We start from the raw sequence: 19,117 nt of genomic DNA on the forward strand, positions 1-19,117 counted from the left end.
CCTCGTCGCACACTCACTGGAAAGCCGCCGGAATGTTCCGGCGGCTCTTCTTTTATACTACGGTTGAGAAACTCAGTTTCAATTTGCCGGAATGATCGTGGCAACCGGCTTTGGCGTGGTTGAAGTTTCTGCCGGCAAAATCGGATAGGTCACTTCCGGCGCCTTTCCGGTCAGAGTGTCGAGGAAAGCAACGATCAGATCGACATCCTTGTCGTTCAGCGCCTCACCCAGCTGGGCCGTCCCCATGATGGCGACCGCCTGCTTCAGATCCCAGACTTTGCCGGAATGGAAATACGGTGCCGTCAGTGCGATGTTCCTGAGCGGCGCCGCTCGGAAGACATAACTGTCGTCAGCCGTATTGGTCACCGCAAAGCGGCCCTTGTCGTTTTCCGGCAGAACATCGGCGCCGGGCTTTTCGACGAGACCGAACGGATAATACCCTTCCCCGCCGATATTGATGCCGCCGTGACAGGAGGCGCAGCCCTTGTCGATGAACAATTGCATGCCCTGTTTCGCTTCGACGGTGATGGCATCATCGTCACCATTCAGGAATGCATCGAACGGCGCCGGTGTGATCAGCGTCGCCTCGAATGCTTCGATCGCCTTGGCAAAGTTGTCGAACGTGACCGGGTCTGCCTCACCCGGGAAAGCAGCCTCGAACCATTCGATATATTGCGGCATGGATTTCAGCGTCGCGATGACCTGTCCCGGCGTGTTGGCCATTTCGACACCCGCCTGAACCGGACCTTTCGCCTGTGCCTTCAGGTCTTCGGCGCGACCATCCCAGAACTGCGCAGCGTTAAAGACGGAATTGAAGACGGTCGGCGAGTTACGCGGCCCTTTTTGCCAACCATGGCCGATCGAGGTTTCGAGATTGTCGTCACCGCCTGTCGCCAGATTGTGACAGGAATTGCATGAAAACACCCCCGATGCCGAGACACGGGTGTCGAAGAACAGCGCCTTGCCGAGCGCAATCTTTTCCGGGGTAATGCGGTTGTCCTTCACTGAAGGGACGGTGGAAGGCAACGGCTTGAAGACCTCCTGCGCTTGCGCGCGCAGTTCGGCCGGCGACGGATCCGCAGCATAGGCGGGCGTCATCAGCATCGCACAAAGTGCGACGGAAGATAGAAACCTGTTCATGTGAACCTCCGTTTCATAGAACGATTCCATTCTAGAAACGGTCTAAATAGCGCCTTTGACCGGGATCAAATCGCCGCCGCATATTGCCTTTACGGACGCAAAAAGGCCCGGAGAGATCCGGGCCTTTGACTTTTTTCAATGACGTGATCTGCGAAACCGCAAACCTCTCCGGCCTTATTCGGCCGGAGTGTTTTCCGGGTTCATGTCCTGCAGCATCGGGGTGGCAGAGCCTGCGCCCGAACCCTTCTTGCGCTCCTCGAGGATGAGGTCGTCGCGCGAAGTGGCGATGCGGCGGATCTGCGTCATGGTGCCGCCGGTACCGGCCGGGATGAGGCGGCCGACGATGACGTTTTCCTTCAGACCCTGCAGCGTGTCCATCTTGCCGGCGATCGCAGCTTCCGTGAGAACCTTGGTGGTTTCCTGGAAGGATGCGGCCGAGATGAAGGACGGCGTCTGCAGCGATGCCTTGGTGATACCGAGAAGAACCGGATCGCCATAAGCAGGCTTCTTGCCTTCTTCTTCCAGACGCTCGTTGGCTTCGTCCAGTTCGATACGATCGACGTTGTCGCCGACGATGTACTGGCTGTCACCACTGTCGGTGATCTCGACCTTCTGCAGCATCTGGCGAACGATCACCTCGATATGCTTGTCGTTGATCACAACGCCCTGCAGTCGGTAGACTTCCTGGATTTCGTTGACCAGGTAGGAAGCGAGTGCTTCCACGCCCTTGATCGCCAGGATGTCGTGCGGAGCCGGGTTACCGTCGAGGATGTAGTCACCCTTTTCGATATAGTCGCCTTCCTGAAGGTGGAAGGGCTTGCCCTTCGGGATCAGGTATTCGACCGGCTCGACACCGTCTTCGGCAGGCTCGATCATCACGCGACGCTTGTTCTTGTAGTCGCGGCCGAGGCGGATCGTACCATCGATCTCAGCGATGATGGCGTGATCCTTCGGACGACGAGCTTCGAACAGTTCTGCAACGCGCGGCAGACCACCGGTGATGTCCTTGGTCTTGGCGCTTTCCATCGGAACACGCGCAAGAACGTCACCCTGCGAAACCTTGCTGCCCGGTTCTACGGACAGGATGGCTTCGACGTTCAGGAAGAAGCGGGCTTCGCCACCACGTGCCAGCTTCAGGATCTGACCCGAAGCGTCTTTGACGACGATTGCGGGCTTCAGATCGACGCCACGCGGGGTCGAACGCCAGTCGATGACCTGACGCTTGGTGATACCGGTGGATTCGTCGGTCGATTCCGAAACCGAGATGCCGTCGACGACATCTTCGAACGAAACGATACCGGCGACTTCCGTCATCATCGGGCGTGTGTATGGGTCCCACTCTGCCAGACGCTGACCGCGACGAACCTTGTCGTTGTCATCGATGAACAGCTTGGAGCCGTAGGCGACGCGCTGCGAAGAACGCTCGACGCCACGCTCGTCCAGGATCGTCACCGACATGTTACGACCCATGGCGACGAGAACGCCGTCCGAGTTGCGCAGCATGTTGCGGTTCTTGAGCAGGATCGTGCCTTCGTACGATGCTTCCAGGAACGACGAGTCAACCACGTTAGCCGTACCACCAAGGTGGAACGTACGCATGGTCAGCTGGGTGCCCGGCTCACCGATCGACTGAGCAGCAATAACGCCGACTGCTTCGCCCATGTTGACCGGCGTACCGCGAGCAAGGTCGCGGCCGTAGCAAACCGAGCAAACGCCGGTCTGGACTTCGCAGGTCAGTGCGGAGCGAATGCGGATCGACTGGATGCCAGCCTTTTCGATTTCGATGACATCCGGCTCAAGGATCATCTTGCCGGCATCAACGATGCGCTCACCCGTGACCGGATGATCGATGTCGTCGAGGGCCGTACGACCGAGAACGCGGGCGCCGATGGAGGCAACAACCTGACCGGCGTCAACGATGGCGGTCATGGTGAGACCGGTCTCGGTGCCGCAATCGACGAGGTTGACGATGCAATCCTGCGCGACGTCGACGAGACGACGGGTCAGGTAACCCGAGTTCGCCGTCTTCAGAGCCGTGTCTGCGAGACCCTTACGGGCACCGTGGGTCGAGTTGAAGTACTCGTTAACGGTCAGACCTTCCTTGAAGTTCGACGTGATCGGCGTTTCGATGATTTCACCCGACGGCTTGGCCATCAGGCCGCGCATGCCGCCCAGCTGACGCATCTGGTTCGGTGAACCACGAGCACCCGAGTGCGACATCATGTAGATGGCGTTCATCTGCTTCTGGCGACCGGTCTCCGGATCGAACTCGACAGCCTTAATGCGGGCCATCATGTCTTCCGCGACCTTTTCGGTAGCCTTACCCCAGGCGTCAACGACCTTGTTGTACTTCTCGCCCTGAGTGATCAGGCCGTCGTTGTACTGCTGTTCGTATTCCTTCACCAGGGCTTCGGTGTCACCGACGATCTTGGCCTTGGTTTCCGGAATGATCATGTCGTCCTTGCCGAACGAAATGCCGGCGCGGCAAGCATGGCGGAAGCCGAGCTGCATGATGCGGTCGCAGAAGATGACCGTGTCTTTCTGACCACAATGACGGTAGACCGTGTCGATCATCTTGGAGATGTTCTTCTTGGTCATTTCCTGGTTGCAGGTGTCGAAAGGCACCTTGAAGTTCTTCGGCAGAAGTTCGCCGATGATCATACGACCAGGGGTCGTGTCATGGATCTTCGAAACCGGGTTGCCGTCCTCGTCGACCGTTTTGAAACGACCGCGGATCTTGGCATGCAGGGTCACGACCTTGTTTTCCAAGGCATGGTGCAGTTCGCCCATGTCCGAGAAGACCATGCCCTGGCCGGGCTCGTTCTCGTTCATGATCGATAGGTAGTAGAGACCCAGAACCATGTCCTGCGACGGAACGATGATCGGTGCACCGTTGGCCGGGTGCAGGATGTTGTTCGTCGACATCATCAGAACGCGGGCTTCGAGCTGAGCTTCGAGCGACAGCGGCACGTGAACGGCCATCTGGTCACCGTCGAAGTCGGCGTTGAAGGCCGTGCAGACGAGCGGGTGCAGCTGGATGGCCTTGCCTTCAACCAGGATCGGTTCGAAGGCCTGGATGCCCAGGCGGTGCAGCGTCGGTGCGCGGTTCAAGAGAACCGGATGCTCGCGGATAACCTCGTCGAGGATATCCCAGACTTCCGGCTTTTCCTTTTCAACCAGCTTCTTGGCCTGCTTGACGGTCGAGGAGTAACCCTTGGCGTCGAGGCGGGCGTAGATGAACGGCTTGAACAGTTCGAGCGCCATCTTCTTCGGCAGGCCGCACTGGTGCAGCTTCAGTTCCGGACCGGTCACGATGACCGAACGGCCGGAATAGTCGACGCGCTTGCCGAGAAGGTTCTGGCGGAAGCGGCCCTGCTTGCCCTTGAGCATGTCCGACAGCGACTTCAACGGGCGCTTGTTGGCACCGGTGATGACGCGACCACGACGGCCGTTGTCGAACAACGCGTCCACAGATTCCTGCAGCATGCGCTTTTCGTTACGGATGATGATGCCCGGAGCGCGCAGTTCGATCAGGCGCTTCAGACGGTTGTTACGGTTGATGACGCGGCGATAGAGATCGTTCAGGTCAGACGTCGCGAAACGGCCGCCATCGAGCGGAACCAGCGGACGCAGGTCCGGCGGGATGACCGGGACGACCTTCATGATCATCCATTCCGGGCGGTTGCCGGATTCGATGAAGTTCTCGACGATCTTCAGGCGCTTCATGTACTTCTTCTGCTTCAGTTCCGACGTCGTGGACGCCAGTTCCGTACGCAGTTCGCCGGCAAGCTTGTCGAGGTTCATCGACGCCAGCATTTCGAAGATCGCTTCTGCACCGATCATCGCCGTGAACTGATCTTCACCGAACTCGTCGATGGCGATCATGTATTCTTCTTCCGACAGAAGCTGGCTTTCCTTCAGCGACGTCAGGCCCGGCTCTGTGACGATGTAGTTCTCGAAATAGAGAACGCGCTCGACATCCTTCAGCGTCATGTCGAGCAAGGTCGAGATACGCGAAGGAAGCGACTTCAGGAACCAGATATGGGCAACCGGAGCAGCGAGCTCGATATGGCCCATACGCTCGCGGCGAACGCGCGACAGCGTGACTTCGACGCCGCACTTTTCGCAGATGATGCCTTTGTACTTCATGCGCTTGTACTTGCCGCACAGGCACTCGTAGTCCTTGATCGGACCAAAGATGCGCGCGCAGAACAGGCCGTCACGTTCCGGCTTGAAAGTACGGTAGTTGATGGTTTCCGGCTTCTTGATCTCGCCGTAGGACCACGACAGGATCTTTTCCGGGCTCGCAATCGAGATCCGGATAGAATCGAAGTGCTGTGCCGGCACCTGCGGGTTGAAAAGGTTCATGACCTCTTGGTTCATGCCTGTCTCCTTGATGGGGCGCAAAGGCCCTCAAACGGGTCGTGCTCGACAAATTCCCGGGCTGTCGAACCAGACCCTTAAATGACAATAGACGCCATCTCTGGCGAAACTCCCCTGCCCGTCCGGTTGCCCGGAGAGGCTTGGGAATGGCGTGCGCGATTGCTCCCGCACGCCGTTTGTCAAAATATTATTCGGCTGCGTCCGGCAGCTGACCATCCTGCTGGTTCTCGAGCTTGGAATTCTCCAGCTCGACCGACAGACCGAGCGAGCGCATTTCCTTGACGAGAACGTTGAAGCTCTCCGGAATGCCCGCTTCGAACGTGTCGTCGCCACGTACGATCGCTTCGTAGACCTTGGTACGGCCTGCCACGTCGTCCGACTTCACGGTCAGCATTTCCTGCAGGGTGTAGGCGGCGCCGTAGGCTTCCAGAGCCCAGACTTCCATTTCCCCGAAGCGCTGGCCACCGAACTGCGCCTTACCACCGAGCGGCTGCTGGGTAACGAGCGAGTACGGACCGATCGAACGCGCGTGGATTTTATCGTCCACAAGGTGGTTCAGCTTGATCATGTACATGTAGCCAACAGTAACCTGACGGTCGAACTGTTCACCCGTACGACCATCGTACAGAACCGACTGGCCGGACGGGTTGAGGCCCGCCTTGGTCAGCATGGCTGCAACGTCAGGCTCATGCGCACCGTCGAAGACCGGCGTTGCGATGGAAAGACCACGCTTGGACTGCTCTGCAAGGCGGATGAGCGACTCGTCGTCAAACGTCGAGACTTCATTGTTCGCCTGGCTTTCGTAAGCCTCGGTCAGCTCCTTCTTGAGCTCGGTGATGTCGTTCGATGCCTTGTACTCTTCGAGCATCTGACCGATGCGCTTGCCCATACCGGCGCAAGCCCATGCAAGATGCGTCTCGAGGATCTGGCCGACGTTCATGCGCGAAGGCACGCCCAGCGGGTTCAGAACGACGTCGACATGTGTTCCGTCTTCGAGGAACGGCATGTCTTCGACAGGCACGATACGCGAGACAACGCCCTTGTTACCGTGACGGCCGGCCATCTTGTCGCCCGGCTGGATCTTGCGCTTAACAGCAACAAAGACCTTGACCATCTTCATGACACCCGGAGGCATTTCGTCGCCGCGCTGGACCTTTTCGACCTTGTCCATGAAGCGGTGCTCGAGGAGCGACTTCGACTCGTCGTACTGCGCACGCAGAGCTTCGATCTCGGCCTGAACCTTTTCGTCTTCGACCGCGAACATCCACCACTGCGAGCGGGGGTATTCGGAGACGATGGCGTTGGTCAGTTCGACGCCCTTCTTGAAGCCCTTCGGCCCCGCGACGGACATCTGGCCGCGCAGCATTTCGATCAGACGGCCGTAGACGTTACGGTCGAGGATCGCCTGTTCGTCGTCACGGTCCTTGGCGAGGCGTTCGATTTCCTCGCGCTCGATCGCCATCGCACGTTCGTCCTTTTCAACGCCGTGGCGGTTGAAAACACGAACTTCGACGATGGTGCCGAACGTGCCCGGAGGCATGCGCATGGAGGTGTCGCGAACGTCGGAAGCCTTTTCACCGAAGATGGCGCGCAGAAGCTTTTCTTCCGGCGTCATCGGGCTTTCGCCCTTCGGCGTGATCTTGCCGACGAGGATGTCGCCAGGAGCAACTTCCGCACCGATGTAGACGATACCGGCTTCGTCGAGGTTCTTCAGAGCTTCTTCCGAAACGTTCGGAATGTCGCGCGTGATTTCTTCCGGACCAAGCTTGGTGTCACGAGCCATCACTTCGAACTCTTCGATGTGGATGGAAGTGAACACGTCGTCCGACACGATACGCTCGGAGAGCAGGATCGAGTCTTCGTAGTTGTAACCGTTCCACGGCATGAACGCGACGAGCGCGTTGCGGCCGAGTGCCAGGTCACCCAGGTCCGTCGACGGACCGTCGGCGATGATGTCGCCACGGTTGAGGACGTCACCGACGGCGACCAGCGGACGCTGGTTGACGCAGGTGTTCTGGTTGGAACGCTGGAACTTCATCAGGCGGTAGATATCGACGCCAGACTTGCCGGCTTCGAGGTCTTCCGTGGCGCGGATAACGATACGCGTCGCGTCAACCTGGTCGACAACACCGCCACGACGGGCAGCAATCGCAGCACCGGAGTCGCGAGCAACGACCGGTTCCATGCCGGTGCCGACGAACGGCGCTTCGGCGCGAACCAACGGCACGGCCTGACGCTGCATGTTCGAGCCCATCAGAGCGCGGTTGGCGTCGTCGTTTTCGAGGAACGGGATCAGAGCCGCAGCAACCGAAACCAGCTGCTTCGGCGAAACGTCCATCAGGTTGATGGTGTCGCGCGGGGACAGCATGACTTCGCCAGCATGACGGCAGACAACGAACTCTTCGACGAACAGGCCGTCAGAGGTCAGCTCGGAGTTTGCCTGAGCAACGTAGTACTTCGCTTCTTCCATTGCGGAGAGATAAACGACGTCCTTCGTGACCTTGCCGTCAACGATCTTGCGGTACGGGCTTTCGATGAAGCCGTACTTGTTGACGCGGGCAAACGTGGCCAGCGAGTTGATCAGACCGATGTTCGGGCCTTCCGGCGTTTCGATCGGGCAGATACGGCCGTAGTGGGTCGGGTGAACGTCGCGGACTTCGAAGCCTGCGCGCTCGCGGGTCAGACCACCCGGTCCAAGGGCCGAAAGACGGCGCTTGTGGGTGATTTCCGAAAGCGGGTTCACCTGGTCCATGAACTGCGACAGCTGCGAGGAGCCGAAGAATTCGCGAACAGCGGCAGCAGCCGGCTTGGCGTTGATCAGGTCCTGCGGCATGACAGTGTCGATTTCGATCGACGACATGCGTTCCTTGATCGCGCGCTCCATGCGGAGCAGACCAAGGCGGTACTGGTTTTCCATCAACTCGCCGACAGAACGAACACGGCGGTTGCCGAGGTTGTCGATGTCGTCGATTTCGCCCTTGCCGTCGCGCAGTTCGACCAGCATCTTGACCACGGCCAGGATGTCGTCCTTGCGCAGCGTACGCACGGTGTCTTCAACCTGCAGGTCGAGACGCATGTTCATCTTCACGCGGCCAACGGCGGAGAGGTCGTAACGCTCCGCATCGAAGAACAGCGAGTTGAACATGGCTTCGGCCGAATCCATGGTCGGCGGCTCACCCGGACGCATGACGCGGTAGATATCGAACAGAGCGTCCTGACGGTTCTCGTTCTTGTCGACCGAAATCGTGTTGCGGATGTAGGCGCCGACATTGATGTGGTCGATGCCGAGAACCGGGATCTCGTCGAAACCATTCTTGAGGATGATGCCGAGGGTCTTCTCGTCAATCTCGTCGCCGGCTTCGAGATAGATCTCGCCGGTTTCGTAATTGACGATGTCTTCGGCCAGGAAGTTGCCGTACAGATCGTCGTTGGTGGCCTTGAGAGCCTTGAGGCCCTTTTCGGTCAGCGTACGCAGCAGACGCGGGGTCAGCTTCTTGCCGCCTTCGACAACAACTTCGCCGGTATCGGCGTCGATCATGTCGGAGAGAGCCTTGGCACCCTTCAGCGTTTCCGCGTTGAACGGAATGCGCCAGCCGTCGCCGTCACGCTCGTAGTTCGACTTCGAATAGAAGGTCGACAGGATTTCTTCGCCATCCATGCCCAGCGCCATAAGCAGCGACGAGACCGGCAGCTTGCGGCGACGGTCGATACGGGCGTAGACGATGTCCTTGGCGTCGAATTCGATATCGAGCCACGAACCACGATACGGGATGACGCGAGCCGCGAAGAGCAGCTTGCCGGAAGAGTGGCTCTTGCCCTTGTCGTGGTCGAAGAAGACGCCCGGCGAACGGTGCATCTGAGACACGATAACGCGTTCGGTGCCGTTCACGATGAACGTACCGTTATTGGTCATGAGCGGCATGTCGCCCATGTAGACCGACTGTTCCTTGATGTCCTTGATGGACTTCGCGCCTGTATCCTCGTCGATATCGAACACGATGAGGCGCAGCGTCACCTTCAGCGGCGCAGCATAGGTCAGGTCGCGCTGACGGCACTCGTCAACGTCGAACTTTGGCGGTTCGAACTCGTAGGACACGAACTCGAGCATCGAGGCACCGGAAAAATCGGTGATCGGGAAGACAGAGCGGAAAACCGCCTGCAGCCCCTCATCGGGGCGGCCGCCTTGCGGCTCGTCTACCATGAGAAACTGGTCATAGGACGCCTTCTGAACCTCGATGAGGTTCGGCATCTGCGTCACTTCAGGAATTTTTCCGAAAAACTTGCGTACGCGCCTGCGACCATTGAACGAAAGGGTCTGAGCCATCGTCGCTCCTTCAAAATTGCATCCGGGCCTGCAACGGACGGGAACCGATGGCCAGTCGATCCCGTCGAACATGGGTAGTCTCAATCTCGTTTCTCAATTTCAACCGCAGGCCGGATTGCCTGTCGCTTGAAAAGGAAACCATCCTTTTGAGAACCCATTACCCAGGAACCGTTTTTGCGGTTCCTGGGTAATAAGTTCCAGAGAAACGGGAGGGAGAAGCAAGCTTCTCCCTCCACATTCCGATATTACTTAACGTCGACCTTAGCGCCGGCGTCTTCGAGCTTCTTCTTGAGGTCAGCAGCTTCGGCCTTCGAAACAGCTTCCTTGACAGCCTTCGGAGCGCCTTCAACGAGGTCCTTGGCTTCCTTCAGGCCGAGACCTGTGATAGCGCGGACTTCCTTGATGACGTTGATCTTGTTTGCGCCGGCATCCGTGAGGATGACGTCAAACTCGGTCTTTTCTTCTTCAGCGGCAGCAGCCGGGCCAGCAGCAGCGGCAACAGCTACAGGAGCAGCTGCGGAAACGCCCCACTTTTCTTCGAGAAGCTTGGAAAGCTCAGCAGCTTCCAGAACGGTCAGAGCCGAGAGGTCTTCAACGATCTTTGCGAGATCAGCCATTTTCATAGTTCCTTATATAGGTTCGAACTTGGTTTTGAACAGCGAAAAACCGCCTTAAGCGGCTTCGTCCTTCTTTGCATAGGCCGCGAACACGCGGGCAAGCTGGCTTGCCGGTGCTGCAACAACCGATGCGATACGGGTAGCCGGCGTCTGGATCATGCCCAGAAGCTTTGCACGCAACTCGTCGAGCGAAGGCAGGGTCGCAAGCGACTTGACTTCTTCTGCGCCGAGCATTGTGGAACCCATGGCACCACCGAGAACAACGACCTTGTCGTTGGTCTTGGCAAATTCCATGACGACCTTCGGTGCCGTGATAGGATCTTCGCTATATGCGATAAGCGTCTGACCCTTGAAGAGATCAGCGATCCCTTCCGACTCCGTACCCTGAAGAGCGATCTTGGCCAGGCGGTTCTTCGCGACTTTGACGGTGCCGCCAGCAGCGCGCATTTTCGAACGGAAGTCGTTCATCTGCGCAACTGTGACACCAGCATAGTGGGCCACGACAACCGAACCGGAAGCCTTGAAGACTTCGTTCAGCTCCGTGACGAATTCGCGTTTTTCCGCTCTTTCCACTGTCTGTCTCCAGTTGACGGGACCGCAATCCTGCAGGCCCCATCGGTTTGCCTTTGCCACTTGAGATCTCTTTCGAAACCTCAGGAAGCGTTTGAGGATCCTGCCCCCCTGCTCTGCAACGTATTGCAGGCACAAGGCATTCCAGGCTCGAACCAACTTTTAAGGGGATGCATCACGCATCTCAAAAACCTTGGGTCTTACCAGTCTCATGCAGGTCATACGATTAAGGTTTCGATCTCGAGAGACCTAGACCACCCACAATCTCGGACAGGAATTCCGGATTTCTCCGGAAATCTCCGCTCCCTTGCGAGAGCGGAAATCAGTGCGGCCGGACTGACGAAGCAGCCCGGCAAACTTGATTAGAGAACCGACGACGGCTCGACGCGCACGCCCGGACCCATGGTCGAGGAGAGCGCAACGCGCTTGACGTAGTTGCCCTTGGCGCCGGCCGGCTTGGCCTTGACGACCGCATCGGCAAAAGCCTTGATGTTTTCTTCCAGAGCCTTGGCGTCGAAGGAAGCCTTGCCGATGCCGGCGTGGACGATACCAGCCTTCTCGACGCGGAACTCGACTGCACCGCCCTTGGATGCCTTGACGGCGCCGGCGACGTCCATGGTCACGGTACCGACCTTCGGGTTCGGCATCATGCCACGCGGGCCGAGAACCTTACCGAGGCGACCGACCAGCGGCATCATGTCCGGGGTAGCAATGCAACGATCGAAGTCGATCTTGCCGCCCTGGACGATTTCCAGCAGGTCTTCTGCACCAACGATGTCTGCACCAGCAGCCTTGGCTTCGTCAGCCTTGGCGCCACGTGCGAAGACGGCAACGCGAACGTCGCGGCCGGTGCCGTTCGGCAGATTGACAACGCCGCGGACCATCTGGTCTGCGTGACGCGGGTCAACGCCGAGGTTCATCGAGATTTCGATGGTTTCGTCGAACTTGGCGACGGCACGTTCCTTGACAGCCGAAACGGCGTCGGAAAGTGCGATCAGCTTGGTCGGATCGATGCCTTCACGGATCTTCTGGAGACGCTTTGCAACTTTTGCCATGTTACGCCACCACTTCCAGGCCCATGGAGCGGGCAGAGCCCTCAACCATCAGCATTGCGCCTTCGATATCGGCTGCGTTGAGATCCTTCATCTTACCTTCGGCGATCGCACGGACCTGAGCCTTGGTGATGGTGCCGGCCTTGCCGCCCTTACCAGGCGTCTTGGAACCAGCAGTGATCTTTGCTTCCTTCTTCAGCCAGTAGGTAACCGGCGGCTGCTTCATAGCGAAGGTGAAGGACTTGTCCTGGTAATAGGTGATGACGACCGGGATCGGCATACCCTTTTCCATTTCCTGCGTGGCAGCGTTGAACGCCTTGCAGAATTCCATGATGTTGATGCCGCGCTGACCAAGCGCCGGGCCGATCGGCGGGGACGGGTTTGCCGATCCTGCCTTGACCTGAAGCTTGAGCTGGCCTGCTACTTTCTTAGCCATTTCTCTGCCTTTCGTTATGGACCGGATGCCGGCCCGATATGCCGACCCCAGGGATCGGCGGCTGCGGTTGCGTGGTGCGGTCGGAACGTCCGGCTAAGACGCCTCCCCTCCCACGCGGTTGCGGCAAACGCCGCGCGAGGCCGATCGCCCGAAAGCAATCGACCCCAATTCGAAACTCTTGTCAGACCTTCTCGACCTGAGCGTATTCGAGCTCCACCGGAGTGGCGCGACCGAAGATCGAAACTTCGACCTTGAGGCGCGAACGCTCTTCATCGACATCCTGAACCACACCGTTGAACGATGCGAAGGGACCGTCGGAAACGCGGACCTGCTCGCCGATCTCGTAGGAGATCGAGGATTTTGGACGCTCGACGCCTTCCTGAACCTGACCGAGGATACGGTCAGCTTCGAAGTCCGGGATCGGAACCGGCTTATTGTCGGAGCCGAGGAAACCCGTAACCTTGGGCGTATTCTTGATCAGGTGGTAGGCTTCGTCGGTCAGGTTCGCACGAACCAGAACGTAGCCCGGGAAGAACTTGCGCTCGCTGTCGACCTTGCGGCCGCGACGCACTTCCGTCACCTTCTCTGTCGGCACCAGGATCTTTTCGAACAGGTGCTCAAGCCCCTTCTGGCGAGCCTTGTTCTCGATGTCCTCGGCAACCTTCTTTTCGAAATTCGAATATGCGTGGACGATGTACCAACGTGCCGCCATCTTCATTACCACCCAATCAAACGCCGAAATTCATAACAAAGCCGAGAAGCCATCCGATAAGCTGGTCAGCGGCAAAAAAGAACAGGGCCGCAACAACAACCATGACCAGGACCATAGCGGTCGAGATCCCGGTTTCACGACGCGAAGGCCATGTGACCTTCTTCGTTTCGGTGCGAACCTGCTTCAGGAACGTAATCGGGTTGGTTTTGGATGCCATAACTGTCCACGCAATTACGGCGCGTAAAGCTGATCTTATTCAGCCCCACGCACCGCGTGTCTGTTTTTACCCTACATAGACACCGATCTCAGCTTTCACAAGAGAAAATCGCTATCCGATGAAGCCGGACTACCGGCAGACCATTTATTTCGACGACCACGCTGCGGGCGAACCGCGCCCGTCAATCGAAGAAAATGGCAGGGGCGGCCGGGCTCGAACCGACGACCTGCGGTTTTGGAGACCGCCGCTCTACCAACTGAGCTACACCCCTAAACCCTCTTTCGAAACGGCGCCGAAGCGCTGTCCGTCAAGGACGTGTGCGCTCTTTAAGGTGATGTACCGGAGTTGGCAAGTGGGTTTTTGCAAGAGATGCGACACTTTTATGGATGAACGGTGGAAAGATGGCCTAACCCTCCGATTTCGCCGCCTTGTCACCGAGCGCGCATTCGCGATTTTCGCCTGTGCCGCGCGCATTTTCAAATGTGCAGCGGGTTTCCGGCGGGCTACCACACACTTTGGCCAGCTGTTTAAAACCGACACAGCGGCCATCCGGATCACGATAGCCCGGTCCACCCTTGCATCCACATCCCTTGCAGGCAGGCCTCTCCGGACAACGCGCCTCGGCCGATTTGGGAAGAACCACAAATGCAGAGAGAATCGCAATCGCGACAACCAGATACCGAATCAAAGAAGCCCCCCCTCCCCGATAGAATCAGAAATGAAAAAGGCCCCGCTGTTTCCAGCGAGGCCTTCTTTATTCAATGCGACGATCGATTAAGCGATGATCGAGGCAACGATGCCGGCGCCGACGGTACGGCCGCCTTCGCGGATAGCGAAGCGCAGCTTTTCTTCCATCGCGATCGGAACGATCAGCTCGACTTCAACCGTGACGTTGTCGCCCGGCATAACCATTTCCGTGCCTTCCGGCAGCGAAACGATACCGGTCACGTCCGTCGTACGGAAGTAGAACTGCGGACGGTAGTTGGTGAAGAACGGCGTATGACGGCCACCCTCTTCCTTCGTCAGGATGTAGGCTTCTGCCATGAACTTCTTGTGCGGCTTGACCGAACCCGGCTTGCACAGGATCTGGCCACGCTCAACGCCGTTACGGTCAACGCCGCGCACGAGTGCACCGATGTTGTCGCCGGCCTGGCCCTGGTCGAGCAGCTTGCGGAACATTTCAACGCCGGTAACCGTCGTCTTCGAAGTGTCCTTGATGCCGACGATTTCGACTTCTTCGCCAACCTTGACGATACCACGCTCGACGCGGCCGGTCACAACCGTACCACGGCCAGAGATCGAGAACACGTCTTCGATCGGCATCAGGAACGGCTGGTCGATCGGACGCTCAGGTGTCGGGATGTAGGCGTCAACCTGGGCCATCAGTTCGCGAACAGCGTCTTCGCCGATGGTCTTGTTCGAATCTTCAAGAGCGGCCAGAGCCGAACCCTTGACGACCGGAACGTCGTCGCCCGGGAAGTCGTAGGACGACAGCAGTTCGCGAACTTCGAGCTCAACCAGCTCAAGCAGTTCTTCGTCGTCGACCTGGTCGACCTTGTTGAGGAATACGACCAGAGCCGGAACGCCAACCTGACGAGCAAGCAGGATGTGCTCGCGGGTCTGCGGCATCGGGCCGTCGGCAGCCGAGCAAACCAGGATCGCGCCGTCCATCTGTGCGGCACCGGTGATCATGTTCTTGACGTAGTCGGCGTGGCCGGGGCAGTCAACGTGGGCGTAATGCTTCCTATAATCTGTAGGGATGATAGATCCGCAGTGAACGGATTTGGTGTCGCCGTTTAAGGCTTTCACTACGAATGCGCAAGACTTAATTGCTGCGCCCTATCTAGGGTGTCCTTCGCCGAACTCCAAGCCCTGCGAAGTGACTGTTTTCCTGATTGCTTATAAACATGCGGCCCGGGCGGCAAAGCGCCCTGCCCGGTTCTTACCGGCTCATGACATAAAGGCCGAAATTGACGGCGATGAGCAGAGCGATCGTGGCGATGAAGCCGCCGACGAAATACAGCATGCGCCGGCCAAACGGCTTGTGGCGGTTCTTGCCGGTAAAGGCTGCAAAAGCGGAAGCGCCGAGCGAAATGCCGACGATGGCGGGTAAAGACATCATGATAAAATCCTCTCCTTGGCGGCCAGCGCGACGGAAGACGTTCGCACGCTCGAAATCGGCCACCCCGGCGGGCTGCATCGTATGGAGAGAAGCAAAAATTGAGAGATTAAAAATCTGGAGCGGGTAGCGGGAATCGAACCCGCGTATTCAGCTTGGAAGGCTTCCAGAACATTCAACGATGTCAGCGCCGCGTGTCACTCTGTTTCTGTCTCGTTCACCTCAGAACATGCCCCCCATACACGTGATGTTCTCTTGACGTTCCGCCCGATCTGCGGAATCCATCCCCCATGGCATGGCAGAAGAAATACCGTTGGACGCGAACGTGGGGAGACGAGCCGGGATTGAACGGCAAGCCTCATGAGGATTACGTCGGCTGGGATGGCGGCTTTAACATCGGGCGAATCTATCTCGACGTTCAGACCCTCCACAAAAACGAATGGCGCTGGTGCGGGTATGGCCCGAAGCGTGTCCCGGTGCTCTTGCCGCATAATGGGTGGAAGCCTACTTCCGCCGAGGCGGCTAAGGCAGTGGAAGACTATTATGATAGGATGGTCGCTCGGAGGGATGCCGACCATGGACGAGATCAAACCACCTAAGCCAGGATTGCAGGACCGCTTCATCGAGTGTCAGGAAGCAATCGAGGACCGTGTGCAGCAGATCGTATCCGATGCCCATGTCGCGGGCTGGGAGCATGCGGAGACGCTGGCAGCGATCATTGAGGTTGCGGAGAACCTTGCATTGGGGCTTGGAGAGAATCAGGCGCTGGATGAATTGCTCGGACGCCTGAACGCACGAAAAGGCCCCTCACACCCGAAGGCATGAGGGGCTAGGCGGGGAGAAGGATGGAGGTCAGGGCTGAGTGAGGCGCTGGCGCTCTACTCGATCGAGGCGTTCACGAAGATCAAGGATCACGTCGCGGGCGCCGTAGACGCTTCCTGCCGCCTGTTTCGATTCGTCCAGCTGGCGCTGATGATCTGCGAGGCGCTGATCGTATGCGGACCAAACTCGCTCAAGCTCTGCCCGCGGCACCTGAGCGTCACGGACATCCTTAATCGAGCCTTCCATGCGGTTTCTGTCCTCTGCGCCCCTCGCCTGTCTCCAGTCCATTTCCTGACGCGTCACCATCTTGTCGGTGAGCGCAGTAAACGCGATCTGCGTGGTTTCGGACAGTTTGGAAATTGAGGCCTGCTGCAGCTTCGAGCTTTCAATCATAGCGGTGTCCAAGCGGTCCTGCCGAGTCGACAACGTTCCATACACAAACGTGCCGGCCGCTATCAAAGCAGCCGTGCAGACGCCGGCAGCAGACCATATCACCGGCCATTGCGTGCGGCTTCGCTCCGCTAGGTTAGCCGACAGGGCAGAAACGGAAGCCCGCATCTCGTTCGCGAGAGTGGACATTCCGCTTTCCATAGCCTTGAAGCCAGCCCGCATCTCCGTTTCAAGATCGGTTTGGCGTCGGCCAAGGTTGGTCACACGCTCGCCCAGCTGCGCTGTCACGGCGTCGGTATAGCTGCGGTTCAGATCGTTTCCGTTCGCCATGTCATCGGTTCCTGGCATCAGTCCCCATGCCCTTTCAATTCACTCACCATCGCCAGCGCGAAACCTTCCAGATTGGAAGAGGCAAGCGGCAGGAGATGAATTCCCTCGATGCTGAAGTAAGCCCGCCCACTCTGTATCTCGCGGACGGTGAAGATGTTGCCGTGCCGATCCGCATAGGACCGGCCAGCGTGGATGTCGGGAACCTTCATCCGGTCGATGCCGTCTTGTCAGGCAGATCGGGGATCTTGCTCATGATGATCTCGCGCAGCCCATCACCGCTCACCTTGAGCTTGTCCAACGCCTCGGGGTTCTTGTCCTCGACATAGCGGACTGCTTCAGAGATAAGCGTCGAGCCGATCACCGCCGGCCCTCCCCCGGATTTTGCCAAGGCATATTTCAAGGCGTTCATCGCGGACTGGTGGAGAGCTTCACGCAATCGCGCTTCCACCTCTGCCTTCTTCGCGTCATCGGAAACCTTGAGCCATGAAATCAGCCGGGCACTGATCCACGTCACGAGCACCGGACCGACTGTGGAGACCAGCAGAACCACGACCGGCTGCACGATGCTCCAGAGGTCGAACCAGATGGACGACGGCGCGATGACAGGTGCAGCATCCTGGGCGAATGCCGGATAGGCGACGAAGGCCAGAATGGCAGCGATGACCACCACGAGGCCGATAGTGAAGTATGGTCGCATGGGATCAGTCCTTCGCGTTACGCAGAGCGACGGCCAGCGTCAGTCCGAACGATGAGATTTTGACGAGAGCGCCGGCAAGCGTGCCGGTCGGCTGCCCCACGCAAAGGCCGGTAGGCTCAGAGAACAAAGCCGCACGCGCGGTCGAGACGTTGGCCGCGTCTTTGCCCTTGATGACACCTGCGTCAATCCAAGGCTGGAGGGCATCGCTCGTGTCCTGAGCGACAGAGCAGGTACGCTTGATGAGCGCGGCGGTATCTTCCGGTGAAGTCTGGCACGAGGCGAGCGAAAGCGCCGCCACGCAAAGGATTGCGATACGTTTCATGTTCAGGTTCCGTTGTTGGAAAGGGTCAGGCTTCGTTCGTGGTAATGCTGGCGTTGATCGTCGTCATCGCGAGCGTGCCGGTCGGCAGCGGGTAGGAAGTCGGCCAGCGATAGCCGAGCAGCCGGTCCTTCGCGACACGCGCGACACTGACCTTGTCCGACTGATTTCCACCAAGGATGTGCAGGTGCGTCTTGTCGTGACCGACGACGAACCCGACGTGGCCTTGCCATCCATCCTTGCCGCCGCGCCAGAAGACGGCAACGGCGCCGATCTGCGGAGAGCCTATCGTGTGGCCGAACTTCAGCCAGTTGCGCGATCCGAGCTGGTTGGCGATCATCGGCTCGGACGGCAGAGCAGTAGCCACGCACATGCCCACGAACGCCCCACACCACGCAATCTCGCTGGTGTCGAGGCGAAGCGCCTTGTCCAGCTTCTTCGCGTCCTTGACCTCGTGCAGGCCCAGCAGCTTTCGGGCTTCTGCGATCCACGGCAATTCCACGGGCTTGACGTTTTCCGAGCCGCTGAGCGCCGCCAGCGTCTTCGGCCCGATGGTGCCGGGGAACTGGATAGCCAGCCCCTTGTCCTTCTGGAACTGCGTAACAGCGGCGGTCGTGAACCGGCCGGGATAACCGTCCGCACCCGCAGGCCCCAGGTTATAGCCGAGCGCGATCAAGCGCCGCTGCACTTCCTGCAACGTCTTGTCCATGTCCGATTTCCTTGTAAAGTGCAGCCCCCGCCCCCTCTACGAAGAGACGGTCATGAAACCGCTGATTATACTCATGAGTCTAGCTGGCGCCGTCTTGGTTGCAGCAGTAGCGTTACGCTTATTCGATTGGTCTGTGGGGTTGTGAAAGCGTTTAATCGCGCGCCGTGGAAAGGCATTCTGGTATAGGCCGTTGGTGGGGGCCGCCCCACCAACTTGCACGGCAATGCGCTGCGCTGGCTGCACAGTCATGGTGTTTCTCCGATGTTGGAACGAAAAAGGC

Annotated in this window: 16 protein-coding genes, 2 tRNA genes and 1 pseudogene; 1 reads left to right on the forward strand and 18 read right to left on the reverse strand. The window is 58.6% G+C overall.

The window, feature by feature from the left end; translation table 11 throughout:
* Positions 1-78: 78 nt before the first annotated feature.
* From GAO09_RS19210 to GAO09_RS19270, 13 genes and pseudogenes are all read right to left on the reverse strand, one after another.
* Positions 79-1,098, reverse strand: coding sequence for a cytochrome-c peroxidase (locus GAO09_RS19210; RefSeq protein WP_410769507.1), 1,020 nt, complete (start codon positions 1,096-1,098; stop codon positions 79-81).
* A 216-nt stretch (positions 1,099-1,314) separates the two neighbouring features.
* Entirely contained in the window at positions 1,315-5,523 is a 4,209-nt protein-coding gene (gene rpoC / locus GAO09_RS19215; protein ID WP_153356071.1) for a DNA-directed RNA polymerase subunit beta', read from the reverse strand.
* 187 nt (positions 5,524-5,710) lie between these two features.
* A complete protein-coding gene (gene rpoB, locus GAO09_RS19220; RefSeq protein ID WP_153356074.1) occupies positions 5,711-9,847 on the reverse strand; it encodes a DNA-directed RNA polymerase subunit beta in 4,137 nt (1,378 codons plus the stop codon).
* A gap of 245 nt (positions 9,848-10,092) precedes the next feature.
* The gene (gene rplL, locus GAO09_RS19225; RefSeq protein WP_153356077.1) at positions 10,093-10,464 is read right to left on the reverse strand and encodes a 50S ribosomal protein L7/L12; all 372 of its coding nucleotides are present in this window, start codon (positions 10,462-10,464) and stop codon (positions 10,093-10,095) included.
* 54 nt (positions 10,465-10,518) lie between these two features.
* Positions 10,519-11,037 (reverse strand): 50S ribosomal protein L10, encoded by a 519-nt coding sequence (gene rplJ, locus GAO09_RS19230; RefSeq protein WP_410769509.1) that lies wholly within the window; start codon positions 11,035-11,037, stop codon positions 10,519-10,521.
* Positions 11,038-11,396: 359 nt separating this feature from the next.
* A complete protein-coding gene (rplA, locus tag GAO09_RS19235; protein WP_153356080.1) occupies positions 11,397-12,089 on the reverse strand; it encodes a 50S ribosomal protein L1 in 693 nt (230 codons plus the stop codon).
* 1 nt (position 12,090) lies between these two features.
* On the reverse strand, positions 12,091-12,522 hold the full coding sequence (rplK, locus tag GAO09_RS19240; RefSeq protein ID WP_153356083.1) for a 50S ribosomal protein L11: 432 nt from the start codon (positions 12,520-12,522) through the stop codon (positions 12,091-12,093).
* Between the two features lie 181 nt (positions 12,523-12,703).
* On the reverse strand, positions 12,704-13,234 hold the full coding sequence (nusG, locus tag GAO09_RS19245) for a transcription termination/antitermination protein NusG (protein WP_112730811.1): 531 nt from the start codon (positions 13,232-13,234) through the stop codon (positions 12,704-12,706).
* 16 nt (positions 13,235-13,250) lie between these two features.
* Positions 13,251-13,451 (reverse strand): preprotein translocase subunit SecE, encoded by a 201-nt coding sequence (gene secE, locus GAO09_RS19250; protein ID WP_153356086.1) that lies wholly within the window; start codon positions 13,449-13,451, stop codon positions 13,251-13,253.
* Positions 13,452-13,646: 195 nt separating this feature from the next.
* Positions 13,647-13,722, reverse strand: a tRNA-Trp gene (locus GAO09_RS19255).
* A 503-nt stretch (positions 13,723-14,225) separates the two neighbouring features.
* Positions 14,226-15,197, reverse strand: a pseudogene (gene tuf, locus GAO09_RS19260) (elongation factor Tu); the annotation flags it as partial.
* A 196-nt stretch (positions 15,198-15,393) separates the two neighbouring features.
* Positions 15,394-15,573 carry a hypothetical protein gene (locus GAO09_RS19265; RefSeq protein ID WP_153356091.1) on the reverse strand — a complete coding sequence of 60 codons (180 nt, stop codon included), beginning with the start codon at positions 15,571-15,573 and terminating at the stop codon, positions 15,394-15,396.
* A 115-nt stretch (positions 15,574-15,688) separates the two neighbouring features.
* Positions 15,689-15,807, reverse strand: a tRNA-Gly gene (locus GAO09_RS19270).
* A gap of 339 nt (positions 15,808-16,146) precedes the next feature.
* Here GAO09_RS19270 and GAO09_RS19275 point away from each other — a divergent pair.
* Positions 16,147-16,395: a hypothetical protein gene (locus GAO09_RS19275; RefSeq protein WP_153356094.1), complete on the forward strand. Its 249-nt coding sequence runs from the start codon at positions 16,147-16,149 to the stop codon at positions 16,393-16,395.
* A gap of 27 nt (positions 16,396-16,422) precedes the next feature.
* Here GAO09_RS19275 and GAO09_RS19280 read toward each other — a convergent pair whose 3' ends face one another.
* The 5 genes from GAO09_RS19280 to GAO09_RS19300 are packed head-to-tail and all read right to left on the reverse strand — an operon-like array spanning position 16,423 to position 18,837.
* Positions 16,423-17,112 (reverse strand): hypothetical protein, encoded by a 690-nt coding sequence (locus GAO09_RS19280; RefSeq protein WP_153356099.1) that lies wholly within the window; start codon positions 17,110-17,112, stop codon positions 16,423-16,425.
* Positions 17,113-17,129: 17 nt separating this feature from the next.
* Positions 17,130-17,321, reverse strand: a complete 192-nt coding sequence (locus tag GAO09_RS19285; RefSeq protein WP_153356102.1) for a hypothetical protein — start codon at positions 17,319-17,321, stop codon at positions 17,130-17,132.
* On the reverse strand, positions 17,318-17,809 hold the full coding sequence (locus GAO09_RS19290) for a hypothetical protein (protein ID WP_153356106.1): 492 nt from the start codon (positions 17,807-17,809) through the stop codon (positions 17,318-17,320). Before GAO09_RS19290 ends, GAO09_RS19285 begins: the two co-directional genes overlap by 4 nt.
* A 4-nt stretch (positions 17,810-17,813) precedes the next feature.
* On the reverse strand, positions 17,814-18,131 hold the full coding sequence (locus GAO09_RS19295) for a hypothetical protein (protein ID WP_153356109.1): 318 nt from the start codon (positions 18,129-18,131) through the stop codon (positions 17,814-17,816).
* Positions 18,132-18,156: 25 nt separating this feature from the next.
* Complete coding sequence (locus GAO09_RS19300; protein WP_153356113.1) at positions 18,157-18,837, reverse strand: NlpC/P60 family protein; 681 nt, start codon at positions 18,835-18,837, stop codon at positions 18,157-18,159.
* Positions 18,838-19,117: the final 280 nt, after the last annotated feature.

The organism is Endobacterium cereale (assembly GCF_009617585.1).
GTDB classification, from domain to species: domain Bacteria; phylum Pseudomonadota; class Alphaproteobacteria; order Rhizobiales; family Rhizobiaceae; genus Neorhizobium; species Neorhizobium cereale.